The organism is Gelidibacter pelagius (genome assembly GCF_017581925.1).
Classification (GTDB): Bacteria; Bacteroidota; Bacteroidia; order Flavobacteriales; family Flavobacteriaceae; genus Gelidibacter; species Gelidibacter pelagius.
The window spans coordinates 113,363-129,907 of the sequence record NZ_JAGEVG010000008.1; the positions used below are offsets into that span (position 1 = coordinate 113,363).

Consider the following 16,545-nt stretch of genomic DNA (forward strand, 5'->3'; position numbering starts at 1 on the left):
ATGGTAGTAATTATGAAGTCTTTCTCCACTACTACCGGTTTCAAATTCAAATATCAGAATAACTTAACTTAAATTTTTCAGTTTGTGATAGAGCGCTTATATTTGGGATATCGCAACTGTTTTTTGTGATTTTAAGATGAGATGAATAACAAATGTCATTTCTCTTTTAATTTGTGAAGCCTACTTAACCACCCAAATTAATGAAAAACCCACCATATGATCTAGGCGCCTCCAGTGATCAATTTATTGCCCTTTTTTTAGTTCTTATATGTCTATTTGTAATACTTGTTTTTAGGAATTGGTACAACCTATTTAAAAAACGTAGTTTAAGAAAAGAAAATAGACGACTGACAGAACAGTTAAAAGCACATCAACGTGATATTTCGAACTTTAACATTCAAGTGAAAAAGACGAAGGCTATTGAAGAGCGACTTAAATTCAGTCAAGCAGCAATTACTCAATTAGATAACGAGCTAAGAGCCTATAAGGAGAAATTCTATTCCACATTAAGCCAAAAAGAAAAAGAAATAGAAGAACAAAAGGACATTATTAATCATCAGAAAATAGCTTACGAACGTTATGTTAATTTTAAAAACGTTGAAACCAACAATACCAGACTTGGTGCACATTTTATTAAGAATGTGATAAGTCAGATTTATATTGATTTAGATACAGCAGAAAATAACCCTAAATCATTTTTCGGCATTTATTACAGTTTTAAAAATACAGAAAATAAGATTCCCCCTCTGATCGCCTTAAAGCATATTTTTAAACTTTTAGACTACAATGTTCACGCTATAAATAAAGAACACATCAGTTTAGACGAGGAATGGAGACATATTGAAATGTTTATGGAGTTAATTCAATATCTTAAACCAAATACGGACATCAAATTAGAAACCCAGATAAGTATAGAGCAAAAAAGACTTTTAAAAATAAAACCTACTTTATTTTTTCCATTTGTAGAAAATGCTCTAAAACATGGAAGCTTAAATAATGAGAACTCTTTTATACGAATTGTTTTAAAGGAAAATGAAGACAAACAATTAATCTATTGCCTGGTGAATAGTGCTGAACAAAGAGGAGCTGGCGATAGTAAAGTCACACCAACTGCTAATTTTGGTTTAAATGCACTACAACAGTTGCTAAATGCCTACTACCCTAATAGCAAATTAGAACACAAAATATTACCAAACAACCAATATCAATCTGAACTAACTTTAAACCTGAATTAATTGATACGTTATATTCTAGTAGACGACAATCCAAGTGTTTTACATTCTGTAAAAACAAAAATAGAAGCTTTACCGAAAGATTATGATCTGCAACATATAAAGAGCTATGACAGTTCTAAAAAAGCGTTTGAAGAAGTGAACGAGAGTAATTACGATTTATTGATCGTAGATTATGAAATGCCAGTGTATAATGGTCTTGAATTAGCTCGAAAAATTGGAAAGAACAAGAAAATTATCTTTTTAACCTCCACGACTGATAACGAAAAAAAAGTGATTAACACCCTTGATATTTCCGGATATTTAAGTAAACCATTTGACATAGAGGAATTTAAGTATATTATTAAACATAAAATTATCGGCAAAATAAATTCTTCCAAAGCATATTTAAAACCTCACACAATAACCTTGAACATTGGCGCTAACAAAGATGTGCGTTTTCTAACGAATCAAGTGTATTACATTAGCAAATCATTAACTGATAATGGTGAACAGCCCATCAAAAATCATGTACATTTATATGGGAAAAATGATGTTGTTTTATATGCGAACCTAAGGATTACTATAAAAGACCTTTATGAGAAATTAGCAGATTACAACTTTGAGAAGATAGATCAGAGTAATATAATTAACATGGATTATTTAAAAGAACGTGATAACATGCATATTAGACTACAGGATTGTAGAGAAAGCTTTGTAGTTACCTCTAAGCACAAACCTGGAATTGTGGCAAAATTAAGAGCTATACTAACGCAAAATTAAATTAGTTTTAAGAACTAATAATACTCTTTTATATAAGCACAAGCTCTTTCAAATAAGATCTGATCCTTATGCAGTTTGTACTTTAAAAGTGCCTTACGTAACGACTTTTGAACTTCACGCTCTCCAGAACTTGTCACTTGCCAACCCGGAAAACGAACTATCCGCACAATGGCATCAATGTCTTCAACGATACGTTCTACTACGGCTGGTGTTTGGTCGGTTTTAAGCTCTAAGAACAATTCGGTCAATGCTGCTTTTGGTGTTCTTTCTATGAGAAGCTCTTCAAGCTCCTTCTCTGCCTCTACAGTTTGTTTGGCCAGTTTACAAAGTTCCTTAATAAATTCTATGGAAGTAATTAAGCCTTGTTCGGCTTGATTCCTTAAATCTTCAAGACGTTCACTTAGTGATTTAAATTTTGGATTTCCCGCGAATTTCTTGAAACGCTTTATTAATATCTTTTCAAGTTTTTTAACGCTCTGTGGATCTGGGTTGTTAAATATATCTTCAATTATATCAGCATCTAACCTGAATTCTTCAAGCTGATGCACCTCTCCCACATGAATGTTATCGTGAATCAACTTTGTAGTTTGTGCACCCAATGAAAACCAAAGTAATTTCCCGATATTATCTGAAGCGGGCCTTACGGATTCAAAGACTTGACTTAACCATTTATAATCCTCTTGGTAACTATTTAAAACGTTATCCGGTGATAGTGACTCCCATAATTTGGAAAGAAATTTATAATCACTAGCAAAAGCATCCTTCTTTTTGTTATCACCTATTGCATTCTGGGCAAGTTCCAACCCTTCAAAACCACCTATGGCCCTATCTACACCTTCAAAATGTGACAAAGTATCTTTCATGGCATCAGGTAATTTCTCCCTTAATTCTGATAGATTTGTAATAACTGTTTTAATACTTTCTTCATCAAATTGTAAAGCTTTAGCTGCATCATCAAAGACGCCAAAATAATCTACGATGCGACCAAAGGATTTTCCTTTATACAAGCGGTTTGTTCTACAGATGGCTTGCAAAAGTGTATGGTCTTTAATTGATTTATCTAAATACATAGTCTGCAAAATAGGCGCGTCAAATCCTGTCAATAATTTCGCGGTAACGATTATAAACTGTAAATCACCCAATGGATCATTAAATTCGTCTACAATTTTTTCTTGTTGTCCTTTATCAACAGCCCACTTTTGTTTAAACTCCAAAGTATCATTTGCTGAAGTTGAAATCACGACGCGACTGGCATCTACAGGGAAGTATTTATCTAGCTCTTCTTTGTATTGAACACAAGCATATCTATCTGGTGTAACAATCATGGCTTTAAAACCATGTGGTTCTACTTTTTCCTTGAAATGAATAGCGATGTCCTTCACGATTTTATCGACACGCTCTGGTGACTTTAAAAACGCCGACATCTTTGCCGATTTCTTATTTAATGCATCTGCTTCTTCATCTGTAAGTGCTGACGATTCTCTAAATTCCTCAAAAGCTTTATCAATTGTTTCTTTATCCACATGTACATCTACCAAACGGGGTTCAAAGTGTAATGGTAAAGTAGCATTATCCCTAATAGAGTCATGAAAGGTATAGCGCGACATGTAACCCCCTTTGTCTTCTTCAGCTCCAAATGCCCAAAAGGTATTCTTATCTGCTTTGTTGACTGGTGTTCCTGTTAATCCAAAAAGAAAAGCATTCGGCAATGCAGCTCTCATTTGTCGACCCAAATCACCTTCTTGTGTGCGGTGCGCTTCATCAACCAAAACAATAATATTGTCTCTGGTGTTCATGTTAGGTTTTGCATCCCTGAACTTAAAAATCATAGAAATGATAATCTTTCTGGTATCGTTTTCTAATAATTTTTGAAGCTGTTTGATATTATCGGTAGTCTCAACATTTGCAATATCTGCTGCATTGAACGTTCCTGTAATTTGTGTATCTAAATCCGTTCGATCCACTAAGACAATTACCGTAGGACTTTTCAAGTCTTTTTCGCGCCTCAATTTTTGAGCGGCAAAAACCATTAATAACGATTTACCAGACCCTTGAAAATGCCAAATCAAACCTTTTTTAATTTTACCCTCCTTAACACGTTCTACAATTTTATTGGCACCTTCATATTGTTGAAAACGCGGTATAATTTTAATACGTTGCTTCTTATTATTAGTGGTGAAAAGTGAAAAATTCAAGAGTATATCCAATAAACGTCTGGGATGCATTAAATCTGATAACTCTTTACCGATCTCACCTAAACCCAAACGCTTGGCTATGGCATCTTCATCATTCTCTAAGCGCCAAGGCGCCCAAAACTCTAAGGGTGTTCTAATAGCCCCATAATAGAGCTCTTTCCCTTCCGTTGCAAAGGATAATATGTTAGGAACGAATAATTGAGAGATAGAGTTCTCATAAATATCATGAACCTCATAGGCACCATCCAGCCAACTGACCGATGGACGAATTGGGGTCTTTGCTTCCCCTATAACTACTGGGATTCCGTTTATAAATAAGACAATATCTGGTATTTTGGTCTCTCTGTGATGAATTCTTAGTTGAGAAGTTGCAATAAAACTATTGTTCTTCAATTCTTCAAAGTCGATTAGCCTAATTGGCACATGTCGATTATTCTCACCAAAAGGCATGGTTTTATCACCTTGTAACCATTGAAAGAACTCCTCATTGGCACGAACCAACCCAACTTGATGTACGGAAATTAGAATAGCCCGTAACTTATAAATTACTTCATCAGCTAAATCGGGGTTTTGTGTGATTTCAGGGTTTAGCCGAATTAATGCTTCTTTTAATTTTGATTCAATCAACACCTCATTTACGGAACGTTGTAATTCTTGGGAAGATTTATATTTCCAAAACCTCGGATACGATGTTGAATCTTCAGATACTTCATTAGTATTTAAATTAACACCCGTAAGTTGTTTGATGATGTAGTTTTCTACACTGTTTAGTTCGTTGAAGCTCATATTACATTTTTATAATAATTTATACATCATAAATCCAAAACTTACCACCGTAACTATAAGAATAGATACAACAAATAGTAAAAGCTGATCTATTTTTTTCCTATTCATATCTAATTTGGAACTTAAGTTTACCATTTGCCTCAAAACTTCGTTTTCCTTCTCATCGACTAATTGTAGTTGTTCTAATAATCTGCTTTGACTATCCGTTATTGATTTATTAAGTTTTTTAGTGTTAATATCAATTTCTCCGGAAGTTGATTTCGAAAAACGACTAAAATCCTCACTAACTACTTCTTTAAGGCTCTTTAGTTCAGCAGAATAGGTATCAACCTTTTTTTGAAACTTATCGAGAACTGAATCAAGAGTTTGATTAGTTGATTCCTCATAATTATTAGCTAAAGTTTCAAACTTATGGCTTTGGTCCGAAACATTGCTACTTAATGTTATTAATGCATCATTCAAAGACTTCTTTATAACTTCAAAGTCATTTTTCTTAGATTGATAATCATTTTCAATAGATGTCTTAAAAATTTGTACAGATTGTACAAAAGACTCAATTTCATCAATTGTTTTTTTTGCGTTTTCGCTATTTTTCGATGTTATCTCGTTTATTGATTTTAAACGCTCAAGTTCATTTATTAGCGCTTCAAATTCTTCTTGTAATTTTATAGTTTTAGCCATTATTCTGTGATTTTATCTAGAAGTTCTTTTAATCTAAAATGTGTTCTGTTCACCAATAATTCAGAAGATAGTTCATTCATTAAAGTTTCAATTTCTGAATTAAAATCAAGGGTTTTTTTATTGAATAGATCAATTAAAGACATCACCTCCTCCCATGAGTCAATGCGCAACATACGCCTAAATCCTGATCTATATAAATCAATTGCTGTAGCTACTAATGGCTTAGTATTAGCACTTTCTAAGGTATCTTCTTCCTTCAACTCCAAAGCAAATAAACTAAAGGAGGTTAATAAATCAACACTAGCATTATCCACCATGTTAATCCGTAAATTATCACAGGCACCTCTCAAGTGTTTGGCGTTATCAATCTGTCCTCCTAGCCCATCTGGTGGTTTATCAATAAAATTGATGTATTTTTTTACAATAGCACAATTTTCTTTAGTTCCTTTTTCAGTGTCGGCAGGCAGATAATCTTGGCGAGCATATTTAGAAGTAAAGTATCTAATCATTCGATCACGAAATTCATCCTCCCCCTCACTTAAGTGAACCTTACACAATTCTTGCATATAATCTATTGAACGTTTTCTTTTGTCTGAAATCTCGCTTTCAATAAATTCAATTAACACATACAATACCTTAGTAAGTATAGAGTTTTCTTTGACTTTTCTAACTTTATTAAGCCACAGCTTGGTGGTTTCTATTCCCAAGTATCTTCTTAAATAAGATTTAAAGTTGTTTCTATATTCTCTATCACTTTTTGCCTTAAAACGTACTTCAATAGATTGTCCAACATAATCAATAACATAATCATCAATTATCCCTAAAATATTCAAACGATAAACAGCACGTTGAGTGTCCTGAGCATTCCTTATCCTTGAAAAATTATCTTTCAAAAACTTTTCAGTATCGCTATTTGGAGAAAATTCCCGTTTTGCTACGCCATACTTATTGATTTGAAATTTATAATATTGATATCTAATACTTTCTGAAAAATCATCTTTATCAGTACTAAAGTTATAAGCAGCTCGTATAATCCGCTCTTCGAAATCCTGATACCCAATTCCTTTAATAACTTCATTCATTTTAGAAACTGTTCCATTTGTAAAACCTATTTTCAATCTATACTGATCATTTGTACCACTCTCAATAAGTGTTCTTATACCATCTGCTGTTTTAGTTTTAAAATAGCCTAAGTAGTCGTTATTCTCACAAGAATCTTTTAAGGTCTTTCTTGCAAATTCGAGTATCTCATTTGCTTTCTCAATATTAAAGTTTTGTGTGGCATCTGGATAACTGCGCAGATTCCTCTCCAAATCTAATAATCCAATTTTTACACGCACATCTGCGTTATCGTGCCAAGGCCCGTTTACATAAACATACCGATCTTTATATAGATTCACCGATTTCACCTCTGGATATTTATCTGTAATCTGTTGCTTCAAAACATTTACGAAAAAGTTATCTTCATACTGAACTTCTTCTAAAAGTTCATCTATTATAAGTCTTTCTCGCTCTATACCCTTAAAGGCATTCTTATAAAAATCATAATTAGTTTCAACATCTGCGGGATGATACAGAATGGAACATAACGAAGGATTTCCATCTCGACCAGCTCGACCAGCTTCTTGATAGAAACTTTCTACAGAGTTAGGAAAAGAGTAATGTATCGAATAACGAATATTAGGCTTATCTATTCCCATTCCAAAAGCCTTAGTTGCTATCATTAAGTTGGCTTTGTTCTTAATAAAATCATCTTGATTACCATATGATTCTTCAGCTTCAGATTCCACTAAATTATCTTTGATAACATTATCATCTCCACCACCAAAAAAAGTTCTAATATCTAAAAATGACAAATCTTTAAGACCTCCACCAAAATTGTCTCTGCCATAAGCTAAATGCATTACTCCATTGGGCAGTTTAGTTGATTTTATTGGGCAAAAAATTACACCAGCATTTTTATATTCATTATTTGATTTTCCGAAAAAATCTAAATCTTCATTGATATATCCATATTGTTTTTCTAAAGCACGGATTCTATTAGGCATAGCCGTGATGAAATCTTTAATAACAGGATATTTACTGAGCCCAAGTTTTCGTTCTCTCTCGTAAAATTCTAAACCGTTTGGAACTTCAGCTTTTATAGGAATAATATTAAAATTAAGCTCTGCTCTGTCAATGGATTCTGCGGCTAAGCTAATTATGGCTTCTTCATTCAAGTCCAATTCTCGCTGTACATCAGCTAACACATCAAATGATGCTGTAGCCGTAAGTCCGAAAATGGTAAGTTTACCTTTCTTGGCAGAGCAATGTCGTTTTAAATTTTCGGCCAAGTTTAAATACACGTGTCTAAAGTCATGGCCCCATTCAGATACACAGTGTGCTTCATCGATTACTGCATAACTGAAATACACATTTAAATCTCGACAACTTGATAATATCTGTCGGAAATTCTCCATTTGAAACCGTTCAGGAGAAACAAATAGAATTAAATAATTTCCCTCTATAAGTTTTACCATACGCTCTTCGCGTTCTTCCTTAGTATTGAAAGAATTGATATAGCTTGCATTACTAATACCATTATCAATCAATTTATCGTATTGGTCCTTCATTAAAGAGTTAATAGGATCCACCACCATGGTAACTCCTGGATGCAACAATGCACAAATTTGAAAAGTTAAAGACTTACCACCACCGGTAGGCAACAGGCCTATTACATCTTTACCAATTAGCGCTCTATTAATAATAGCCTCTTGGCCTGGCCTAAAATGAGCTTTTCTAAAAATATTTTGTAAGATATATTGTAAAGCGTCTTTCTGTTTCTGAGTGTAATATTCAAAACTATGTAATTCCCTACGCTTACCGTTTGTCATCTCTTTTTCCGTAATGACAACTTTTCCTAATTTTTTGTAATTAATTTGACGGTCTGTAAGAATCTTGAAATTTAAAGAAGATTTCTTCCCTTCTGTGAGGGAGGACAATACTATTGCATTTTCATTCTCGTCATTTATTGATATCAGTACTTCATTATTCAATTGATTCTTTCCTAAAAGTGGTATTTTAATCTCATCTTTATCAGATAAGTTATTCAACGCGCTGAACAGTTCATTTAAATCATCTTGTAATAAGCTATTTTCCTGATCAGTAAGTCCTTTTATTTTAAAAGAAGTCTCTACAGGATTTGACATAAGCACCAACAACATGGTTTTTTGAAGTTGGTTATATGTGATTCCCATTTTTAAACATTTGAAAATATTGAAAATGGAGTGATTTAGATCATAAACCTGCTTTTCTTCTAGAAAACCAAATTGCTGCATTACCAAAGTAAGATCGGTCGTATTAACATTTTGATCCCAATTTAATTTCGATTTAATTTCTGGTCTCGAAAAGTTAAAAGGCTGGTGATCAGAAAAAAACCTATTAAGTAGATATGTACTTATTTTTAACGAAGCTCGTGTTACATCGCCCCTATTTAAAATGTTCCAACCTGTTTTAAGTAGAGGTGGTACTTCACTTTGATTTATATAATTTGGCGCATTACTAATTGAACACGAACTATTTTTCGTATAAAATTCTGCAACATTTTCAGTACCTATAAGTGAGCTGAGGTATTGATTTAATTCATCTATATAAAAGGCTCCATTTATTACAGTCATAATTTAAATATATAACACCGGTTAGCTAAATCCCAATGTATTGGGCTATGTTAATAATCTACCAATTATCCTCTTTCAATACCTCTTCGATTTTACTGGATAGTTTAAAATAATTTTTGAATGTATCTAAACTTGGCTTCAGTATTTCAAATTCAGGTAACTCCACAAGTTCCTCATCAATTATATCAAACACTTTATAATTTGCAATGACAATACATTTTATCATACCTCTTGTAATAGCTACATTCAAACGATTTGGACTGTAAAAAAAGTCCAGCCTTCTTTTAGACTCTAAAGGATGAGAGTTAGACATACTGTAAATAATATAATCTCTCTCTTGTCCTTGCATTCTGTCTACAGTATCAATAAAAATAGGCTCTGCATCAATATTTTGAACAAATTTATTCAGGGCTTTTTTAATTTCTCTAACTTGTGCTCTATATGGAGTTAATACCCCAATATTCTTTAAATCAACACCATCATTTATTAAATCATTAACTATTTCAGCAACAATATTAGCCTCATGTTGAGACCTTCCTTGAGAATCAAAAATTTTATGTAAATACAATACCTTCGAATCTGGGTGATTAATTACTTTTGAAAACCCATTGCTTTTTATATAAAATGACTCAAAAGGACGAGCAGACGTTAGATTATTATTATAAAATAAAGTATTAGGTATCCTGATAAGTTTATCGTTTAATCTGTATGAAATATTTAATAATGACTTTTCATTTGGATACAACCTTACTAATCTACTAAAAACAGATTCAGAGAACATTGAAACTCCCGTACCAGATGGCATAATTGGATCAAGCTGTTGGTGGTCACCAACAAAAATAAATTTATCTGATTTTGACATTACAGAAACTGCCATAGGAATACTCATTTGTGCAGCTTCATCTATAATAGCAACATCAAACTCCCAATTGTTTAAGCGTTTAGAAGCTGGGTAACACATCGAGTATGGCGTTCCACCTATAACTATGCCTTCCTTGCTTACATGAGTGTTAAACGCGTATTTATCCATAGGCAATCTAATCATTCTCGTCAAATTTTCATTTCCTATAACCTCAGCGGCTTGGTACTTTTCTCCTATTTTGACAACTTTAGATTTATCTTTTATTTTGTTAGATATTGCGTTTAAACAATTATTGATGGCTGTATGTGTTGGTGCCGATACAAATACTTTTTTTCCTGCATCAACTAAAAGTTTAGCTATATGTGCTATAGTTTCTGTTTTACCTGTACCTGGTGGACCTTGTATCAAATGAAAATTTGGAGCACAAATAGCTCTGTTTACCGCATTATTCTGAGAGTCATTTAATTGGATATAATTAAATGTGTTACTACTTAAATTTCTTAATTCTCCCTTGAGTAAATTCTCAATTTTGTTAAGACGCAAACTGTCATTCTCTAAATTGCCAGCTGTTGCTGATAATAATTTTAACGTGATATCTGTTTTTACAATATTAATTTCCCAGTGATTCCGATTGTAATTTTCTGAATCTATATAACAGGATTTAACATCGAAATCATTTGGTGCTAGTATGAAATTATCAAGAGAGTCTTCAATAATCTCCATTTTGAATTTTATATTACCATTACTAAGAACCACTAAGCCACCTTCTCTAAACTTAGATATGTTATTATCACAGTAAATTTTAGCAGACTGAATGAACTTTATAGGATAATTTAATTGCTGACACCATTGGTTAGGTGCCTGATCAAAAAAACTAAACACAACTTTTAGGTTGGTCATAGTTGTTCCCTTTGCCACACGTTCATCTAAAGGCAAGTTTATTTGCTCTTCATAAGATTCATCATCTTTATTTTGCTGGATTGAAATCGCTTGCCTAAACTCTGTTAATACTGACATATTTATATTTTATGGTTAATGGAATTTAATATTATAGCTACTTCTTTATCCATATTTACAAGGCTAACCCTATGATAATCCTCATAGTTTTCATGTAGCACTATTAAATTCATAGATGAGATGGGCATATTGTACTTTTTTTGAAGTATGTGTTTATAAATATTTTGTTGTAAAGCATATTTATAATAGCTCGAGTTATCTATATGGCTTAAGTCTGACATAGCATATCCGTAACCGTATTTTTTCGGATATCCATCTACCACAAGTTTCTTACTACGTTTCCAATCTGCAATTAGATACTCCTCTTTGTTCGGCTTTTTAAAAAGCGCATCTACGGTTCCGGCAACATTAAATTCATCCAGCAGAATTCTTTTTTCTGCCTCAACAAACTCAAATCCCTTTTCTACAACAATTTCTTCATAAAATTTTTTGAATAATCTAAACTCCTTAGAGTTGGCATCATGTTTTTCGCCTTTTAAGAAGTTCTCAATTTGTTCATGCATAAAAGTTCCCCTTTCTGCAGCCTCATCCCTCATTTTAAGAAATTCATCTAAAACCTCTTCCTCTGTTCTTTCTTCCCTTTTGGCTTTAACTTCAATAAACCTATCCATATCAAATGGAAAGAATCTATCAATTACTGTAGTCACTGATATATATTCGGCATTCCCAGTCTCGTCTTTTGGATGATGGTATTTATGAGATTCATCTTCAAAAGCAATATTTTCTTGAAGTGTAGCGGATTTAAATTTTTTTGTTCTTTCTAATTGATTCTCAATACCATCTATATCATATATATCTACTAAAATTTCTGAAGATCTATTTTGTTTCTCAAATTTCTCAATCCCTAAATACCGTTCTCTATAATTGTCTTTTTGCCATCTTACTGCTTGTTGATAAGACCATTGTGGCTCAGAGGCACAAGTGGAGAGTTGTTCTAGTTTATAACTGCGTATGGAATTTATGACATCCGTTATAAATGCAATACATTCCTGTTCTTGAAGATGTACTTGGCGCTCAGTGAATCTAATAACTACCCATCCACTTTCTGTAAAAAACAAATCTCTAGTATCATCTTTTTCTTCCTCATGAGTTGGGAAACGATAGTACCCATCATAAGGCTCGTCTATCTCAATATCGATATATAGATTTATATTTTTATCTATTAAAACAATGTCTGGTTCATAAGGTTTGTTGTAAAATGGAATTACCATATGTAAATCCATTGCAATTTCCATATCATGAATTTTTGCACAAATAGCCTCATAAAAATCTTGCTCTTTGTATCCTTTTCCCAGAGCTCTACCTTTTCTAGGTAATTTAAGAAATGACTCCTCTTTAGGCATTTTTACAACAGGATACTCATAAACTTCTCCTTGTTCAAAAAATTGATTAGGATAGAAATTAATTTTTAGATTATCTGTTTGATTTGGATTTTTTTCAGAATGTAATTTGGTTGTATCATTACCTACGACAGTTGATTTAATTACTTTCTTATACGTAGCAGCAGGTTCGATTGCTATAGAAGGTCTTGACACTTTAACTTTTGCGTATTGCTCTTTTTTAGAGATTGGACGCTTTACTTCATTACCGCCGGATAGTTCCCTCTTTTTTACTTTCCACTGTTGTTTTATACTTGTAAAAAACTCGCTTTTTTGTTCCTTTGTGAGATTAGCAGGTGAGCTTACATTATAGTTAGCAAGTGTTGCAAGGAAGAACTCCCTGTACGCTTTTTGTAAAAAAGACAACTCCCGCTTGGCCATTTATAAAGTGTTAATTAATTCTATGTATAACGTAATGCTGAAAATCAAACCCACTCCCACCAGACTTCACATCCTTTAAATACTTAAAATTCCTATCGGCGGAAATCTCCAAGTCTACAGCGTTTTTATCTTCTCGAATCCTGAATGGAATTCCTTTCGCAAATCCTTTTGGTAATTTTATCCAAATGGCGCTATCCGTCATATTTAATAAAAGATGGACATCATTGGCAAATTTTGATACATGAACATTAAACCACCAGACCTCTTTAGATTTATTAATCTTGGAATATGACGTATTTGAACTGTTTAGGCCTGCATTATGACGCTCGTTAATTATTGCAATAAGTTGAGATTTTGTTTTCATACTTTATTTCATTTATTACCTCGCGCTATTTCCGTACAATTGTTTCTCAAGACCCTGAGGCTATTTAAAGCGCATATCATTCCATTATTTCATTGTAAATCTTTAATGCTTTTTCTTTTGCAGTTTTATATGACTCATAATGTATTTGCAGGTCGTTTTGAAATCTTGGCCATTTACCTGTTTTGTTACGGATGAGATATACCAATTCTGATTCTACAGCTTCTAAATGTTGACAGACAAACTTATTCTCCTCGGCGCCCTTACCAAATAGATTCTGAAACACAAAAACAGTTAACTCTAATTCCTCTTGTATATGTTTCCATTTATAGCCAATGGCGCGATTATTTTCTTTTGCTTTTAAACCGGAATTTAAACGTGTTGCAATTGATTGAAACGTAAAGCCAATGTAAACGATTTCATTAGCCACACTAATAACATATAGTTTAGGCAGAGCGCTATCGGTTAATGGATCAGTGAAATTAACCTCCTTTTCGTTATAAAACTTTTTTCCTATTTTTCTATTATTTGCATCCCCAGCTAATAGTATTTTATATTTATATGGACCTCTATACATAACTAAAACACCTGATTAATTAAACTCTTTTGTAAGGCTTTGGAACTGGAGATTTTGGATTCAAGTTCCAACCTGGTATTTTCATATTCTAATAATTTCCCTGTAATATTCTTCATTACACCTTTTGGAGGAATCACAACCCTAAATCTCCTTATAGAAGATTTTGAAATTTCTAAAAAAGTACTTCCACCAGCAAGTCTAGTCAATTCGTTCGTTAAATATTTTAAGAGAAAATAGAGAAAATAATTAGTGACCTTTTCGTTACAAATGAAATTTGAAAAACCTTGGTTAGTCGCCATGGGCACATCATTAATAATTGCATGACCAATAGTTGCTCTTGAACAATACAGTAATGATCCTATTGGATAAAGTCTATTGGAGATGTTTCTCAACCCACTTTCTGTAATATATTCTTTAGTTCTGTCTAGCGTTATTCTATTATGATTTGTCACATCTGTTGGTGTTAACCAAGGAATATCACCGTTCCAAAATTCTTTCACATCTCTTGATGGTGTCGAGCCTCCTGTTATTTCAGCAATCTCCGAAAGTCGATAAACTTTATAGTTTATCGGAAGTTTTTTTTCTATTCCACTTGTATATTTATTAAGCCATTTCTTTTCATATGTCCGTTTTGAAATATCAATTTTCTCTAAAACCTCATTCTCCCTCTCAATCACCTCATCCATAGCCCAAAGTAATTCAGCAAGTTTGGCTTGTTGGTCTTTTGGTGGGAGGAGGAATTCGTAGTTGGCTAGGTCTTTAAATTTTACTCGGGGAGATAAACCACCTGCAGAATGTTTAATAGCATAATCGAAAAACTTGTCATTTTGAACTATAAATGGTAATAATTGTGGAAGTAAATTATCCTTTGCTCTCAAAACAGTTATATCTCCTGAGCAAATACCACTAAACTTAGCTTGCGCTGCTTTTTTTAAATATGCTCTACGCCTTCCAAATAATACATCACCTTCCGCAAATCCCTTTGAAAATGTTGTAGAAGTATCAAGATTTGCTGAATGACGTAAATGGATATCTTCAGATTCTATATGCTCAAGTCCAACTACATGTTTTATGCCATCTGCTTTTGGGTCTTTAGATGATTCTTTAGGCTCAAAGACTACATCGCCGAATTTAACTGGAGTCCAATCACTCTTATCTATTGATATTTGTTCACTTATCATCGTCTCCATTAATTTTGCAATATTTTAAATAAATCATCCATCGATGATTTCAGATTACTTCCTGATTTGTTCCAATTATCATATGCTTGCTCAAAGGATAAGATTTCGCTTCCTTCTTCTTTTTCAGGTTGTACATAAAGACTAATATTCATATTACCTTTATTAGCAAGTACATCTTCCGCACTTACCAAGACAGAAAAGTTCTTTTGACTTTCATAGTTTTTAAAAGCATTGAATATTTTATTGATATGCTTTTCTTCTAAGAAAGATATAGTCTTTTCCTGTTTCACTTCATTAACAGCATTGATAAATAATATTTCACCTTTTCTTTCTTCACTTTTATTAGTTCTTGTAATTAACAAACAAGCTTCCATCGGAGAGTTGTAAAATAAGTTTGGGCCTAGCCCAATAACACATTCTACCAAATCTTCCTCAATCATTTTTCTACGCATGTCGGCTTCTGCATCTCTAAACAAAATACCGTGAGGCCATAATGAAATGGAACGTCCGTTTTCAGCATCTAAACTCTTCTGTATGTGTTGCTGAAACGCATAATCGGCACAGCCTTGTGGTGGTGTTCCCCAAAGATTACGCCCAAAAGGATCGTTGGTAAACGCTTTTTGGTCCCAAGATTTTATGGAGTATGGTGGATTGGCCAATATGACATTAAAGGTTTTAAGGCTGTCGTTCTTTAAAAAAGCAGGTTGCGCCAAGGTATCGCCACGTACAATACTAAACTCTTCGATGCCGTGCATAAACATGTTCATACGTGCAATGGCCGAGGTAATTAAGTTTATTTCTTGTCCGTATAATTTTAGGGTGCGGTATTCTTTGCCTTCATCACGTAAATGCAAGGCGCAGTTCAATAATAAACCTCCAGAACCACAGGTAGGATCGTACACGCTTTCTCCTGGTTGTGGGTCCATAATCATGGTCATCAACTTCACAACCGTTCTATTGGTGTAAAATTCTGCCGCAGTATGGCCAGAATCATCTGCAAACTCTTTTATTAAATACTCGTAAGCGTTTCCTAACTGATCATCAGGAACATTGGCTTGATTAAGTTTGTGTTGCGAATAATGTTCTATAAGATTAGTAAGTGTTTCATCACTCAATCTGTATTTATTGGTCCAGGAAGCATCACCAAAAATACCATAGAGGGTTTCAGGGTTTGCTTTTTCAATGTCGCGCATGGCATCTTGGATAGCAATACCAACATTTACTGTGGTTTCGCGAACTTTATTCCAATGTGCGTTTTCTGGGACTATGAAATGATGGTTTTCGGCGAAGGCGGCATATTCCAAATCGCCATCACTCACTTCAAGTGCTTTTTCAAATTCCTCATCATACACATCGCAGATGCGTTTAAAAAACAATAATGGGAAAATATATTGTTTATAATCGCCTGCGTCGATGGTGCCACGTAGTTGGGTTGCTGCTCCCCAGAGGTATTTTTCTAATTCTTTTTGGGTCAT

At 33.4% G+C, this 16,545-nt stretch carries 11 protein-coding genes; 2 read left to right on the forward strand and 9 right to left on the reverse strand.

Annotation, left to right across the window (positions count from 1 at the left end; all coding sequences use genetic code 11):
• Positions 1-200 precede the first annotated feature (200 nt).
• Positions 201-1,235: a LytS family sensor histidine kinase gene (locus J4051_RS08395; protein WP_208233424.1), complete on the forward strand. Its 1,035-nt coding sequence runs from the start codon at positions 201-203 to the stop codon at positions 1,233-1,235.
• On the forward strand, positions 1,236-1,994 hold the full coding sequence (locus tag J4051_RS08400; RefSeq protein WP_208233425.1) for a LytR/AlgR family response regulator transcription factor: 759 nt from the start codon (positions 1,236-1,238) through the stop codon (positions 1,992-1,994). It begins immediately after the preceding gene.
• Positions 1,995-2,008: 14 nt separating this feature from the next.
• Here the strand turns inward: J4051_RS08400 and J4051_RS08405 are convergent, their stop codons facing one another.
• The 9 genes from J4051_RS08405 to J4051_RS08445 form a co-directional block, all read right to left on the reverse strand.
• Entirely contained in the window at positions 2,009-4,975 is a 2,967-nt protein-coding gene (locus tag J4051_RS08405; protein WP_208233426.1) for a type I restriction endonuclease subunit R, read from the reverse strand.
• Positions 4,976-4,984: 9 nt separating this feature from the next.
• Positions 4,985-5,656, reverse strand: coding sequence for a hypothetical protein (locus tag J4051_RS08410; RefSeq protein ID WP_208233427.1), 672 nt, complete (start codon positions 5,654-5,656; stop codon positions 4,985-4,987).
• Positions 5,656-9,312 carry a DEAD/DEAH box helicase gene (locus J4051_RS08415; RefSeq protein ID WP_208233428.1) on the reverse strand — a complete coding sequence of 1,219 codons (3,657 nt, stop codon included), beginning with the start codon at positions 9,310-9,312 and terminating at the stop codon, positions 5,656-5,658. The genes J4051_RS08410 and J4051_RS08415 overlap by 1 nt, the downstream gene beginning before the upstream one ends.
• Before the next feature lie 58 nt (positions 9,313-9,370).
• A complete protein-coding gene (locus J4051_RS08420; protein ID WP_208233429.1) occupies positions 9,371-11,191 on the reverse strand; it encodes an AAA domain-containing protein in 1,821 nt (606 codons plus the stop codon).
• Between the two features lie 2 nt (positions 11,192-11,193).
• On the reverse strand, positions 11,194-12,951 hold the full coding sequence (locus tag J4051_RS08425) for a hypothetical protein (RefSeq protein WP_208233430.1): 1,758 nt from the start codon (positions 12,949-12,951) through the stop codon (positions 11,194-11,196).
• Between the two features lie 10 nt (positions 12,952-12,961).
• Complete coding sequence (locus tag J4051_RS08430) at positions 12,962-13,315, reverse strand: hypothetical protein (protein ID WP_208233431.1); 354 nt, start codon at positions 13,313-13,315, stop codon at positions 12,962-12,964.
• A gap of 76 nt (positions 13,316-13,391) precedes the next feature.
• Entirely contained in the window at positions 13,392-13,889 is a 498-nt protein-coding gene (locus J4051_RS08435; RefSeq protein ID WP_208233432.1) for a hypothetical protein, read from the reverse strand.
• Between the two features lie 2 nt (positions 13,890-13,891).
• Positions 13,892-15,079: a restriction endonuclease subunit S gene (locus J4051_RS08440; protein WP_208233433.1), complete on the reverse strand. Its 1,188-nt coding sequence runs from the start codon at positions 15,077-15,079 to the stop codon at positions 13,892-13,894.
• A complete protein-coding gene (locus tag J4051_RS08445) occupies positions 15,079-16,545 on the reverse strand; it encodes a type I restriction-modification system subunit M (protein ID WP_208233434.1) in 1,467 nt (488 codons plus the stop codon). Before J4051_RS08445 ends, J4051_RS08440 begins: the two co-directional genes overlap by 1 nt.

Bases quoted from the DNA above. Each gene is read 5' to 3' on its own strand.
- J4051_RS08430 (WP_208233431.1), bottom strand. From the start codon at position 13,315: ATGAAAACAAAATCTCAACTTATTGCAATAATTAACGAGCGTCATAAT.
- J4051_RS08425 (WP_208233430.1), bottom strand. From the start codon at position 12,951: ATGGCCAAGCGGGAGTTGTCTTTTTTACAAAAAGCGTACAGGGAGTTC.
- J4051_RS08410 (WP_208233427.1), bottom strand. From the start codon at position 5,656: ATGGCTAAAACTATAAAATTACAAGAAGAATTTGAAGCGCTAATAAAT.
- J4051_RS08420 (WP_208233429.1), bottom strand. From the start codon at position 11,191: ATGTCAGTATTAACAGAGTTTAGGCAAGCGATTTCAATCCAGCAAAAT.
- J4051_RS08405 (WP_208233426.1), bottom strand. From the start codon at position 4,975: ATGAGCTTCAACGAACTAAACAGTGTAGAAAACTACATCATCAAACAA.
- J4051_RS08415 (WP_208233428.1), bottom strand. From the start codon at position 9,312: ATGACTGTAATAAATGGAGCCTTTTATATAGATGAATTAAATCAATAC.
- J4051_RS08395 (WP_208233424.1), top strand. From the start codon at position 201: ATGAAAAACCCACCATATGATCTAGGCGCCTCCAGTGATCAATTTATT.
- J4051_RS08435 (WP_208233432.1), bottom strand. From the start codon at position 13,889: ATGTATAGAGGTCCATATAAATATAAAATACTATTAGCTGGGGATGCA.
- J4051_RS08440 (WP_208233433.1), bottom strand. From the start codon at position 15,079: ATGGAGACGATGATAAGTGAACAAATATCAATAGATAAGAGTGATTGG.
- J4051_RS08445 (WP_208233434.1), bottom strand. From the start codon at position 16,545: ATGACCCAAAAAGAATTAGAAAAATACCTCTGGGGAGCAGCAACCCAA.